Source organism: Streptomyces axinellae (assembly GCF_039532135.1).
In the GTDB taxonomy this organism is placed as follows: domain Bacteria; phylum Actinomycetota; class Actinomycetes; order Streptomycetales; family Streptomycetaceae; genus Streptomyces; species Streptomyces axinellae.
The window spans coordinates 62,383-75,129 of record NZ_BAAARJ010000026.1; the positions used below are offsets into that span (position 1 = coordinate 62,383).

General features: G+C 74.7%; 8 protein-coding genes. 4 read left to right on the top strand and 4 right to left on the bottom strand.

Annotated elements, in window-relative coordinates; genetic code table 11:
- The first annotated feature begins 18 nt into the window (after positions 1-18).
- From ABD339_RS29960 to ABD339_RS29970, 3 genes are read left to right on the top strand one after another with little or no spacing between them, the layout of a single operon-like run.
- The gene (locus ABD339_RS29960; protein ID WP_344570299.1) at positions 19-525 is read left to right on the top strand and encodes a phosphatase PAP2 family protein; all 507 of its coding nucleotides are present in this window, start codon (positions 19-21) and stop codon (positions 523-525) included.
- Positions 518-1,507: a decaprenyl-phosphate phosphoribosyltransferase gene (locus tag ABD339_RS29965; RefSeq protein ID WP_344570289.1), complete on the top strand. Its 990-nt coding sequence runs from the start codon at positions 518-520 to the stop codon at positions 1,505-1,507. The genes ABD339_RS29960 and ABD339_RS29965 overlap by 8 nt, the downstream gene beginning before the upstream one ends.
- Positions 1,508-1,554: 47 nt before the next feature.
- Positions 1,555-2,031, top strand: a complete 477-nt coding sequence (locus ABD339_RS29970; protein WP_344570300.1) for a GtrA family protein — start codon at positions 1,555-1,557, stop codon at positions 2,029-2,031.
- A gap of 54 nt (positions 2,032-2,085) precedes the next feature.
- Here the strand turns inward: ABD339_RS29970 and ABD339_RS29975 are convergent, their stop codons facing one another.
- From ABD339_RS29975 to ABD339_RS29990, 4 genes are all read right to left on the bottom strand, one after another.
- Positions 2,086-3,045, bottom strand: a complete 960-nt coding sequence (locus ABD339_RS29975) for a carbohydrate ABC transporter permease (RefSeq protein WP_344570290.1) — start codon at positions 3,043-3,045, stop codon at positions 2,086-2,088.
- The gene (locus tag ABD339_RS29980; RefSeq protein ID WP_344570291.1) at positions 3,042-4,610 is read right to left on the bottom strand and encodes a carbohydrate ABC transporter permease; all 1,569 of its coding nucleotides are present in this window, start codon (positions 4,608-4,610) and stop codon (positions 3,042-3,044) included. The genes ABD339_RS29975 and ABD339_RS29980 overlap by 4 nt, the downstream gene beginning before the upstream one ends.
- A gap of 113 nt (positions 4,611-4,723) precedes the next feature.
- Entirely contained in the window at positions 4,724-6,073 is a 1,350-nt protein-coding gene (locus ABD339_RS29985) for an ABC transporter substrate-binding protein (protein WP_344570292.1), read from the bottom strand.
- A gap of 257 nt (positions 6,074-6,330) precedes the next feature.
- On the bottom strand, positions 6,331-11,016 hold the full coding sequence (locus ABD339_RS29990) for an FtsK/SpoIIIE domain-containing protein (RefSeq protein WP_344570293.1): 4,686 nt from the start codon (positions 11,014-11,016) through the stop codon (positions 6,331-6,333).
- Between the two features lie 673 nt (positions 11,017-11,689).
- On the opposite strand from ABD339_RS29990, the gene ABD339_RS29995 reads away from it, so the two are divergent.
- On the top strand, positions 11,690-12,747 hold a 1,058-nt coding region (locus ABD339_RS29995), incomplete at its 3' end, for a serine/threonine-protein kinase (RefSeq protein WP_344570294.1).

Consider the following 12,747-nt stretch of genomic DNA (forward strand, 5'->3'; position numbering starts at 1 on the left):
GATGTGGCTGCGAAAGCGATGCGACGGTGGGAACGGCGGCTGCTGTGTGCCCTGGGGGACTGTGCGGCGGACGCACGGGTGGCCGGTGCGGCCCGCGCGCTGTCTTGGAGCGGGGAGCACGCTGCCGTCTGGCTCCTGGCCGGGCTCGCCGGCGCTGCCACGGACCGTACGCAGCGGGAGCGCTGGCTGCGGGGCACGGCGCTTGTGAGCACCGCGCACCTGGCCAGCATGGGGATCAAGCGGGTCGTGCGCCGCCCGCGCCCCGAACTGGAGGGCCGCGCCCCGCTCGTACGGACCTGTGGCCGGCACTCCTTCCCCAGCTCGCACGCCGCCTCCGCCGGAGCCGCCGCGCTCGCGCTCGGCGGGCTGCGGCCCCGCAGCGCGGTGGGCGTCGGCATCGGCTCACTGGCCGCGCTGACCTGCGTCTCGCGGCTGGTCGTCGGCGTCCACTATCCCTCCGACGTGGTGGCCGGAGCCGCGCTGGGCGCGCTGACCGTACGGCTGGGACGGGGGCGCCATGGCTGAGCGGACCACGCTGGTCCATGCGCCGGGCGGCGACGAGCCGGCCCCCGCGGCGCCCGGCGCCCCGTCGCCGCCCGCCGCCGCGCGTCCCGCCGGCCGGGCGGGCGCCGCCCGGCGATGCGCGTACGGGCTGCTGCTGACCGCGCGGCCCCGGCAGTGGGTCAAGAACGTCCTCGTCGCCGCCGCGCCCGCCGCCGCCGGACAGCTCGACTCGTTCGCCGTCGCGGTCCGGCTCGCACTGGTCTTCGCCCTGTTCACGACGGCGGCCTCGGCCGTCTACCTGCTCAACGACGCGCGGGACGCCGAGGCCGACCGGGCCCATCCCGACAAGTGCCGCCGCCCCGTCGCCGCCGGAACCGTGCCGGTAGGGCTGGCGTACGCGGTGGGCGGCGTGCTCGCGCCGGTCTCCGCCGTGGCGGCGGCGCTGTGCTGCAACGCGGCGACGGCGGTGCTCCTGGCCGGATATGTGGCCATGCAGATCGCCTACTGCCTGGTGCTCAAGCGGATCCTCGTCATCGATCTGGCCGTGGTGACGGCCGGGTTCGTGATGCGCGCGATGTGCGGGGGGCTCGCGCTGGGCATCCCGCTCTCGCGCTGGTTCCTGATCACGGCCGGGTTCGGGGCGCTGTTCATGGTCGCCGCCAAGCGCTACTCGGAGGCGCTGCTGGTCGGGGAAGGCGAGGGGGAGACCAGGGCACTGCTGCGCGAGTACACCGTCAGCTATCTGCGCTTCGTGTGGCAGCTGGCCGCCGGGGCCGCCGTACTTGCGTACTGCCTGTGGGCGCTGGAGTCGGACGGGGGAGGGGGCTCGCTGTGGCGGCAGTTGTCGATGGTGCCGCTGCTGCTGGCGGTGCTGCGGTACGCCGTCTTCGCCGACCGGGGCGCGGCCGGCTCCCCCGAGGACGTGCTGCTGCGCGACCGCCCGCTGGCCGTCACGGGGCTGTGCTGGGGCCTGTTGTACGGGCTCTCGGTCGCGGCTCTGTGAGCGGCACGGTGCCCGGCGCCCCCCACCCGGCCACCCGCAGCCGCCGTCTGCCCGCCCGCGCCCGGGGATTCGGGGCCGAGCTGGGCGGGTTCGCGGCGGTCGGTGTCTTCGCCTTCGCCGCCGATGTGGGCGCCTTCTTGTGGCTGCGCGGCCCGATGGGGCTCGACCCGCTGGCGGCCAAGGCCGTGTCGTTCGTCGCGGGCTGCTCGGTGGCGTACGCGGGCAACGCGCTGGGCCCCTACCGGCCGCGCGGCGGAGGCGAAGGCGGGGCCGGGCCCGGCACCGGCTGGTGGCGGCGCTTCGGGATCTTCGTCCTGGTCAACGTGGCAGGCGCCGCAGTGCAGTTGGCGTGCCTGTGGATCTCCCGCTACGGCCTCGGCCGCACCTCGGTACGGGCCGACCTGGTGGCGGGCGCGGGGGTGGGGATGGCGCTGGCGACCGCGCTGCGGTTCTGGGGCACCCGCACCCTGGTCTTCCGCGCCACCCGGACCCCCACCCGCACCTCCACCCGCACCCCCACCTGAGCCGAGCACGGCGGGCTCCCGGCCACCGGGCTCCGCATACGGCTCCCGGCCCGGCTACTTCACCGCACCCGCCATCACGCCGGAGACGAACTGCTTCTGGAAGGCGAAGAAGACCGCCAGCGGGACGAGCATCGAGATGAACGCGCCGGGCGCCAGCACGTCGATGTTGTTCCCGAACTGCCGTACCTGCTGCTGGAGGGCCACGGTGACCGGCGGGTTCGTCGAGTCCGCGAAGATCAGCGCGACCAGCATGTCGTTCCACACCCACAGGAACTGGAAGATGCCCAGCGAGGCGATGGCCGGGCCCCCCAGCGGCAGGATCACCCGGGTGAACAGCCGGATCTCACCCGCCCCGTCCAGCCGCGCGGCCTCCAGGAGTTCGCGGGGGATCTCCGCGAAGAAGTTGCGCAGCAGGAAGATGGCGAACGGCAGGCCGAAGGCGGTGTGGAAGAGGATCACGCCCGGCGTGGTCTCGAAGAGGCCGAGGGCGCCGAAGAGTTTGGCCACCGGGATCAGCGCCACCTGCACCGGCACCACCAGCAGCCCCACGACCCCCATGAACCACCAGTCCCGGCCGGGGAAGTCCATCCAGGCGAACGCGTAACCGGCCAGCGCGCCGAGGACCACCACCAGCGCGGTGGCCGGGACGGTGATCAAGACCGTGGTGAGCAGGGAGTCCATCACCTGTTCGTTGGCGAACAGCGCGTCGTAGTTGGACCAGGTCAGCTGCCCGCTGTCGATGATCCACGGGAAGCTGCCGTTGAAGTCGAAGATCTTCCACCAGCCGGATATGGAGATCTCCGCCGGGTCGCGCAGCGAGGAGCTGAGCAGTCCGGCCGTCGGCATCAGCCAGAACAGCCCGATGACGACGAGCGCGAACCGTACCGCCCAGTGCCCGGTGACCGAGGCCACCCGGGCGGTGAGCGGGGCCTTGGGCCGGGCCCCGGCCGTGGCCGCTCCCGACGCCGGGGCCGGTGTTCCGGGGGAGCCGCCCTTGGCGGTCACCGTGGTCATCGGCGCGACTCCCTCCGAAGGCGGCGGATATTGAGCACCATCACCGGCACCACCAGCAGCAGCAGGATCACCGCGAGCGCGCTGCCCACGCCCTGGTTGGCGCCGCCGCCGAAGGACTCCAGATACAGCTGGAGCGCCAGGACGTTGGCGTCCCGCTGCACGGCCCCTGGCGAGATGATGTAGACGAGGTCGAAGATCTTGAGCACGTTGATCATGAGGGTGACGGTCACGACGCCGAGCACCGGAGCCAGCAGCGGCACCGTGATCTTCCGGAAGACCTTCCACTCGTTCGCGCCGTCCACCCGCGCCTGCTCCAGCAGTTCGCGGGGCACCCCGGCGAGTCCGGCCGCGATCAGCACCATCGCGAAGCCGGCCCACATCCAGATGTAGGAGCCGATGATGGCGGGCGTCACCAGGGTGGGGCCCAGCCAGTCCACGCCGTTGTAGGGCGCGGCGAAGTTGGCGGCGGGCAGCTTCAGCCGGGCCCCGTCGGCTGCGGCCGGGAGGGTGAAGGTGCCGTCCTCCGCCGTGGTGGCCTCGGCGATCTTGCGGCCGTCCTTGACCGCCTGCACGGTGATTCCGGCGAGTGCCTTCTCGTTCTGGTCGATCCTGCCGTGCTCGCTGCGCCCGCCCTTGACGAAGTCGAGCCAGACGGTGCCGGTTACCTGCCCGTCCCCGCTCTTGGCGGGCGCCTTGGCGGGTGCGGCGCCGGCTGCTTCCTTGGGCGGGATGCCGACGAGCGGCAAGGCGGCGGGACTGGCGGCATCGACGGTGCCCCTGGTGGTGTACGAGCCGCCGCCCGAGGCGGTCAGCGGCGCGTCCTGGCGGGGCCGCGCGTCGGGCCACGGCGAGGTGTCGGCGAACGTGTCGTGCACGGAGGTCCACACCGCGTTGGCCACGCCGCGCGCCGGGTCCTGCTCGTAGACGAGCCGGAAGATGATGCCCGAGGCCAGCATCGAGATGGCCATCGGCATGAAGATCAGCAGCTTGAACGCCGTTCCCCAGCGCACCCGTTCGGTCAGCACCGCGAAGACGAGGCCGAGTGCCGTACACAGCGCGGGCGCGACGATGACCCAGATCAGGTTGTTGCGGAAGGCCGTCAGCGTGGTGTCGTCGGTGAAGACCTCGTGGAAGTTGTCCAGCCCGGCGAAGGACGAGCCGTCCGCGCTCATGAAGCTGCGGAGGACCGAGTAGACGATGGGGTAGACCACCAGCGCGCCGAGCAGCACCAGCGCGGGAAGCAGGAACAGCGCCGCGATCCACGGGCGCCGCCGTATCGGCGAGACGCGCCTCCCGCCGCCGGACGAACCCGGGGACCCGCCGGGACGGGAGCCGCCGGGACGGGAGCCGCCGGGACGGGACCCGCCCGTCCGGGACCCTGTGGGCGGCTTCGGCGACGACCCGTCCTCTCCGTGCGCCGATATCCGCCCGGGTATCCGCCCGGCTGTCCGGTCGGGTATCCGCCCGGGTATCCGGTCGGGTATCTGCCCGGGTATCCGGTCCGGTTCGGGTATCTGACCGGGCTCGGTTCCGCCCGGGTCCGGGGGGTTGCTCGGGGTCGGCATGGCGGTGGTCTCCCCTGTCCTGATCCGTCGTCAGAGACGCTTCGCGGGTGCGTAAGGCGTGCGGGTCATCACGTCGTCGGTGACGGTCGCTGTCGCGTTCCCGGCGCCGCGCTCTACTTCTCGTACGCCTTGGCGGCGGCCTTCTCCAGGGCCTGCTGCGTGCCCTTCACGTCCTTGGGGTTCTTCAGGAAGTCCTGGAGGGCCTTCCACTCGCCCTCGCCCTTGGTGCCGCCGAACGCCGCCGGGGCCTGGTCGGACATGTCGAAGCGGAAGTCGTTGCCCGCGCCGATCAGCGCCTTGGCGATCTCCCGCTGCGGCGCGTTCGGATAGGCGGCCAGGTCCAGTTCCTTGTTGGGCGAGATGTATCCGCCCTCGGCGGCCCAGATACCGGCCGCGTCCTGGGAGGCGAGGTAGGTGGCGAGTGCCTGCGCGCCCTTGCTCTGCTTGAGGACGGCCGCCGCGTCTCCGCCCGTGACCACCGGGGACTGGTCCCCGACCTTCGGGAACGGGTAGACCTGCGCGTCCTTGCCGATACGCGCCTTGGTGTCGCCCTCGATGTTGACGCCGACGAAGTCCGCCTCGAACACGAGCGCGGCGTCCGGCGAGGCGAGGTTCCCGTAGGTCTGGGTCACCGACTTGGGGAAGTCGGTCTGGAGTGCGCCCTGGTTGCCGCCCGCCAGCAGATGGCCCTGGCCGAAGAGCTGGCCGAGGGTCTCCAGGGCGCGGGTGACGCTGGGGTCCGTCCACTTGATCTCGTGCGCGGCGAGTCGGTCGTACTTCTCCGGGCCCGCCTGCGAGAGATAGACGTTCTCGAACCAGTCGGTGAGCGTCCAGCCGTCGGCCCCGCCGACCGACACCGGGGCCACCCCCGAGTCGGAGAGGGTCTGCGCGTCGCGGACGAAGGACTTCCAGTCCTTGGCCTCCTTGACGCCCGCGTCCTCGAACGCCGTGGTGTTGTACCAGATCAGGGACTTGTTGGCGGCCTTGTAGTAGATGCCGTACTGGGTGCCCTTGTACGAGCCCAGGTCCCGCCAGCCCTTGCTGAAGTTCTTCTTCGACTCGGCGAGCGCCTCCTTGCCGAGCGGCTTGAGCCAGCCCTTCTGGGCGAACTGCCGCAACACGCCCACCTGCGGCATCATCGCCACATCCGGCGGGGAGCCGCCCTCGACCTTGGAGCCTATGTAGGTGGCGACGTTGTCGCCCGTGGGCACGAACTCGACCTTGGCGCCGGTGCGGCGCTCGAACTCGTCGAGGACCTTGCGGAAGTTCTTCTCCTCGTCGCCCGTCCACACGGCCGCGACCTGCAACTTCTGGCCCTTGAGCCGGGGCAGGTCCACCGTGGGCCGGTGTGAACTCGCCCACGCGCTGCCCTCGTCCTCGGCCGCGCAGCCGGCCGCGGCCAGCGTGAGGGCCGCCGCGGAGGCGAGCGCGAGAGCTGTGCGTGGCGTACGCGAACTACGCATGGTCACCGCCGTCCCTTCCCCCACAGCCGAACGGCATGGGAACCGCGCAGGGCGCGACCTGCCCGGGAGGCATCCGCGCCGTACCGTCTGTGCGGAAGTTTGTACGCCCGGACCAGGGCACCTGGCAACACTGCGCGAGCCCCTGCGCCCATCTTGATCAGTCCGTGACCCGGGGGACCGGACCAATTTGTGCACAGCGGCGAACTCCTGTGTCGGGATAGGGAGTTGGTGCGGGGAGCCGAAGCTCCCCGCACCCGTCACGAGGACTGCGAAGCCTGCCGCGCGGCGCGCTCCATGGCGCTGGCGAGCAGCGCGAGATCGGTGGGCCCGTTGCCCAGCTCCCGCACCGGGCGGCGGGCCGGGGGATCGCCCGCCCGCGCCCAGTCCAGCGGCACGACGGTGGGCCGCAGCGTCGCCGTACGGGGGATACGCCCCGTGACCCGGCCCGCCTGGAAGGCGATGGGCGGCGCCGCGGTGCCGGGCCCCTCGGCGGAAGCCCCGGACGCGGAAGTCCCGGACGCGGAAGCCCCGGACGCGGAAGTCCCGGACGTGGGGGCCCCGGACGCGGAAGCCCCGGACGCGGCGGGCCCGTTGGCGACGTGCGCTGTGCTGTCGGCGTTGCCGGTGCTGCCGTGCCCGTTCCCGTATGCGTACCCGGGGGAGTGCTGCTGGGCCGGTACGGGGGCCCGGCGCTGGGTGAAGGTGAGGATGCCCCGGCCGCGCGGGCCGCCGTCCGGGCCGCCTTCGGCCCCGGCCAGCTCCGCCTGGAGCGCGGCACCCCGGGCCACGGCGGTGGTTGCCGTACGGTCCGCGCGGCCGGTCGCCGCGATCAAGTGGACGCCCAGCCGCGCGCCGAGCCGGGCCACCGACTCCAGCGCCCGGACGACGGAACCGGCCGCCGGGCGGCCCGGGTTGCCGAGCGCCGGGTCCACCAGGGTGTCGAAGTCGTCGACCAGCACGGCCAGTCGGGGCAGCACCCCTTCGGCCCCTTCCGCGACGACCCCCCCGCCCCGCACCGCGAACGCGGCCGGCAGCTCGGCGGCACGGCCCGCCCCGCCCCCGCCGGCCCGCTCCCCCGCGCGGGTGCGCAGGCGCAGCGTGCGCCGGGTGACATCCGGTTCGGGCTCCGCCTTCGCCTCCGCCTCTGGGCCCGGCCCCGGTCCCTGTTCCGCGTCCGCGTCGCTGCCCGCCGCTGCGCCGCGGCCCGCACTTCCGGCGCGGCTCGCGGGACGACTTCCGGGCCCGCTTCCGGGCCCGCTTCCGGGCCCGCTTCCGGGCCCGCTTCCGGGCCCGCCTCTGGTGCCTTCGCCCGGCGCGGGCCCGGACTCCGGAGCGCGGGCTCCCGCCGGACGCGGTGGTGCCGCGCGCGATTCCGCCGCGCGTGATGCCGTGGTCTGCGGCGGCAGCATGTCCAGCGCACCGGAACCCGCTCCCGTTCCTGTGCCCGAGCCCGTGTTCTCGGCGCCGGGCCGCTCCTCCGTGCGGACCCCGCCTTGCCGCACGGGCTGCCCGCTGCCCAACTCGGCCCGCTCCTGCGGGAGTTCGCCTTCCGCGGCCGGTGCGCCGACATCGTACGGGCCCGCCCCGGCGGCCCCGCCCGCCACCTGCGCCCGCGCCTGGGCCGGTGCGCGCTCCGCGGGCTGCCGCTGCGCGACCACCCGGCCGCCGCCCGGGCGGGCCGCGAGCCGTACGTACTCCTCGTAGCCGCGATGGTCCCCGATCAGCTCGGCGCGGCGCTTCAACTCGGCGCTCAGCGCCTGCGCGAACTCCCGCATCCGCACCGGATCACCGGCCGCCAGATGCCCCGTCACATGGGGCAGTTCGGCGCACGCGCGCAGCCCGTCCCCCGCCTCGGCGCCCGCGCCGTCCACCAGGACGAGAGCGAGCCTGTCCGGCCGTTCACCGGCGGCGAGCGAGGCCGACAAGGAGCGCAGCAGCTCTGTCTTGCCCGTGCCAGGCCCCCCGCTGATCAGCGCGTGCCCAGGCAGCGCCGCCCCGCCGGGGTGGCGGCCCGCGCCGGAGGGGGGCGTGCGCACGGCCGAGGCGGCCAGCGGGGAGAGGTCGGCGAGGTCGGCCTCCAGCGGGCCGTGCGGACCGGCGCCGAAGACCAGCGACGCCCGCCCCGAGGCGCCGCCGGGCGTCGCCTCCGACCAGCGGGCCAGCAGCGCGGCGGGCGTGGCGCGGGCCAGGCCCAGTTCGTCCAGCAGCCGGCAGCTCGACGGGAGCGTCACGGCAGGGCGCGCGGCCCCGGGCGGCGCCCCCGCGCCCTCTGGCTCCCGCAGCGGCGCCAGGGCGCGCGCGAACCGCTCGGCCCACGCGCCGGATACGGCGTCGACCGTCGCCACGGGCCCCGCGAGCGCGGTGTACGCGGCGGCCTCTGTGCCCTGGGCGCCCTGGGTGCCCTCTGCGCTCTGTATGCCGGGGGAGGCGTCGTTCCTGCCGTGCGGGGTGGGAGCGCCGAGCGGGTCGTTGGAGCCGTGCGTGCTGTGTGAGCCGTATGCGCCGTGTGAGCGGTGTGGGCCGTATGCGTCGGGTGTGTCGGCTGGGACGTGTGTGCCGGGTGCGCCGTACGAGCCCCGCGATACGTCGAGGCCGCCCGCCGCCTCCTGCCGCCGAGCGCCGCTCACCTGGTCGCCCCCGGCCCCGGACGAGCCGGGGGCACGGTGCAGAACCCGTACCGCCGTGGCCACGTCGCCGCTCAGCAGCGCGAGTGTGCCGCAGTCGGAGAAGGCCGGGCATGCCGCGTTCGCCGCCTCGACCGTGGCCGTCACCGGTGAGGCCGGGCTGGCGGCGGGTGTCTCGGCGAGGCACAGCAGGTGGATGCCCGCGCCCGCGCCCTCCCTCGCCAGCCGCGTCACGCTCGCGCGCAGCGCGGCCGAGCCCGGATCGCCGTCCACCACGGCCACCACGGCGCTGCTCGGCGGCCCGCCGCCGGGCGCGGCGGCGTGGGCCTCCAGCCGCCGGGTCAGCTCCGCCGTGCGCGCGGCTGCCTGCTCGCGGTCGAAGGCCGTCAGCAGCGCGCAGTCCTGGCCGTGCGCGGGCCGCAGATGGGGCAGCCAGCCGAGCCAGGCCCACTCCTCGGTGCGCGCCGCCACGTCCCGCGCGCGGTCGGCCGACAGGACGACGACCTCCAGCGCGCTCGGCCCGTGCAGCGCTGTGAGCTGCGCGAGCACTGCCCGCGTCAGCCCCGCGAGCCGCGCGCGCGGACCCGCGAGGCCCAGCGAACCGGCCTGCCGCAGATCGACGGTGACCGGCTCCCCGTGCCCGTCGCTCCGGTGCGCGACGCCGAGCCGTACGGTCAGCGCGTCCGGATGCGCGGCCGTGCGCTCCCACAGCCGGGGGCCGGGGCCGAGCGCGCTGAGCAGTACGGCGGCGGGGTCGGGCCAGCGCGCGTCCCACTCGTGCGGCGCCAGCCGCGCTCCGTGGCCCGCCCCGGCCCATGTCTCCGGGCCGTCCGCGGGGTGCGCGACCCCGCCCTCGCCGCCGCGCGCGTGCGCCGGGTGCTGCGCAGGTGCGGCATCCGGTGCGTACGGGGAGCCCGACGCCCTCTGAGCGGCAGCCGGACCGAGCGAAGCCCCCGGGCGGTCCGGGTCGTACGGGACGCCCTGTCCGTACCGTTCCTGCGAGGCATCCGGTGCGCCCGTCCCGTACGGACCGGCAGGATGGGCCGCGTCGCCGCGCCCGCCCGCGAAACGGCGCGCCCACGCGCCGAGCCCGCGTGCCCGGCGCCGGTCGCCCTCGGTGCCGGGCCCGGTCGCCGCATGCCCTTCCTGCCGGCCGCCGGGAGAGGGCGGGGCCACGAAGCCCGCGCCGTGGGTGCTCTCGGCGCCGGGGAAGGGCCCGCCCGGCGCGTACGCGTGACCACCGGGCCCGCTGATTCCGCCCGACCCACCGGCCCGGCCCCGCCCGCCGGGCCCCGCACCGCTGTCGGCCCCAGCACGATCGCCGACGCCAGCACCGGCACCGGGCATCCCGTGGCCGGGGCCCGTACCGCCCGGGTCCGCCGCCCCTTCGGTGCTCTCGCGCACCAGGCGCAGCCGCCCCTCGCTGTCCGGCGCGGTCGGCAGCGCCAGTGGCGGAGGGGCCGAAGTGGATACCGCCGTCTCGTGCCCCGGCGCTCCCGCGGCCTCCAGCCGGATGGCGGTCTCACCGACGCGGAGGGTGGAGCCGGGCCGGAACAGGGCGGGCCGGGCGCCGACCGGGGCGCCGTCGATGGAGGTGCCGTTGGTCGAGCCCACATCGGTGACCGTGACCGCGCCGCCGTCCGTGACCGTCACCGCGCAGTGCAGCCGGGAGACATCGGGGTCGTCCAGCGGAACGTCGGCGTCCGCCGAGCGTCCGAGGTGGACCTTGCCGCCCTGCAGCAGATGGATGCCTCCGGCGTCCGGGCCCGCCACCACATGGAGCCGGGCCTTCGCCGAGCCGTACGCGGTGACCGCCGCGCCGTGCGCCGACAGCGCGGCGGGGGCGGCCGGCGCGTGCAGGGAGATCATGGCGCCGTCCAGCAGCGGGGGCTCTCCGATGATCTGCCGGTGCGGGTCCAGCCGCCGCGTCCCCGCGTAGACCACCACCGGTTCCTGCTGCTTGTCCTCACCGCCGTGCGAGTGGACGCCCTCCGCTCCCGCGCCCGAAGCCCGTACGCCTCCGGAGCCGGACGAGCCTCCCGGGCCGGCCGACGGGGCGGCGGACCCCGAGCCCGAGCCCGAACCGGAGCCCGGCCCCCTTCCCGGCCCCGACCCCGCTCCCGCCGACAACGCCGCAGCCGCGGAGGTCGCCAACGCACCCGTCACCGCCGCGAGCACCGTGCCGGTGGGCGCTGTGACCAGCACGTTCGCAGAGCCGGCTGGCTGCGACTGGGGCGCCCTCGCCGCGCCCGCGCTCCCGCTGTCCCCTGTGCCACGGACGCCGCGCGGCGCCATGGCGACAGTCAGCCGGATCTGCATCGGCCCCTCCAGGTCCCGTCCGCGCCGTGTGCGCGGCGGGCCGCCCACCCGCCGTGCTCCCGCGCCGGCACACTCGCTTGTCCACTGCTGCTGCGTTGAAGCTGGTGCTGTGCTGCTCGGTGCTTCTCGTACCGCTCGGTGCTTCGCGTACTGCTCTGCGCTGTCGTTGTTGCTCGTTGCTGTCGCTTGCTGCTGCTGCGTTGATGCTGGGTGCATACTCGCACCCGTGACTGACAACACGCCCCGTTGACGCCACTCTAATGATCTTGATGAGCCGTCCCGTCCCGCAAGAGGGCCAGCTCGGGGCGCCTGTCAGGGAATTCCCGGTTATTCCGTCACACCGGAAGCGGTCCGTGAGTGCGCCCGGACCGTCCGTCAGGGGCCGGGGAATTCGTCCCGCGCGGCCATGGAGTGGCCGAAGACGGGCAGGAGAGACCGAACAGATTCCGTCGTCCGCTGTATGCGACCCGTTTCGCACCACTTGGGGAGCGCATTTTGAACGGCCGCTTCCGTAACGGCACCGCGCACCGCAACCATGAGCACCGGGGGCGCGTCTTCCCGGGGAGCCGCCCCGGCTCCTCATGTGCCCGGAGCGCATGCGAGGTCGGGCCCCGCCTTCCGCGGCGGCACTATTGTGGGCGGGATTGCAGTACGAGACCAGGGAGCGCATGACGTGCGGCCGGTAGGCAGCAAGTACCTGCTCGAAGAGCCGCTGGGACGCGGCGCGACGGGCACCGTCTGGCGGGCCCGCCAGCGCGAGACGGCGGGCTCCGAGGCGGCAGTGGCCGGGCAGCCCGGCGAGACCGTCGCCATCAAGGTCCTCAAGGAGGAGCTGGCGAACGATCCGGATGTGGTGATGCGCTTCCTCCGGGAGCGCTCCGTCCTGCTCCGGCTGACGCACCACAACATCGTCAGAACCCGTGACCTGGTGGTGGAGGGCGACCTGCTCGCGCTGGTCATGGACCTGATCGAGGGCCCGGACCTGCACCGCTATCTGCGCGAGAACGGCCCGTTCTCGCCCATCGCCGCCTCGCTGGTCACCGCGCAGGTCGCCGACGCGCTCGCGGCCAGTCACGCCGACGGGGTCGTCCACCGCGATCTGAAGCCGGCCAACGTGCTGCTGACCGAGGACGAGAACGGCATGCGGCCGATGCTGACCGACTTCGGCATCGCGCGCCTGGCCGACTCACCGGGCCTGACCCGCACCCAGGAGTTCGTCGGCACTCCCGCCTACGTCGCCCCCGAGTCAGCCGAGGGCCGCCCGCAGACCTCCGCCGTCGATATCTACGGCGCCGGCATCATGCTGTACGAACTGGTCAGCGGGCGCCCGCCGTTCAGCGGCGACAGCGCGCTCGCCGTGCTCCACCAGCACCTGGCCCAGGACCCCGAGCGCCCGACGGGCCTCCCGGATCCGCTGTGGACGGTCATCGAGCACTGTCTGCGCAAGCAGCCCGAGGAGCGGCCCAGCGCCGTCAGCCTCGCCCGCGCGCTGCGTACGGTCGCGGACGGCATCAGCGCCCACGCCGGCCCGGAGGCCGCGAGCGCCGCGATGGGCGTCGCCGCGCTGCTGGCGCCGGACACGGCACCGGCACCGGTCCCCGACTCCGGCACCCAGGGCCAGGCGGGCAGCGACGCGCAGCCGACCCAGGTGCTGCCCCACCGGGGCCCCGGAGCCGCGGGCGCGGGTGCGGCGGGCGCGGCGGCGGCGGGCGCGGCGGCGGGTGCCGCGGC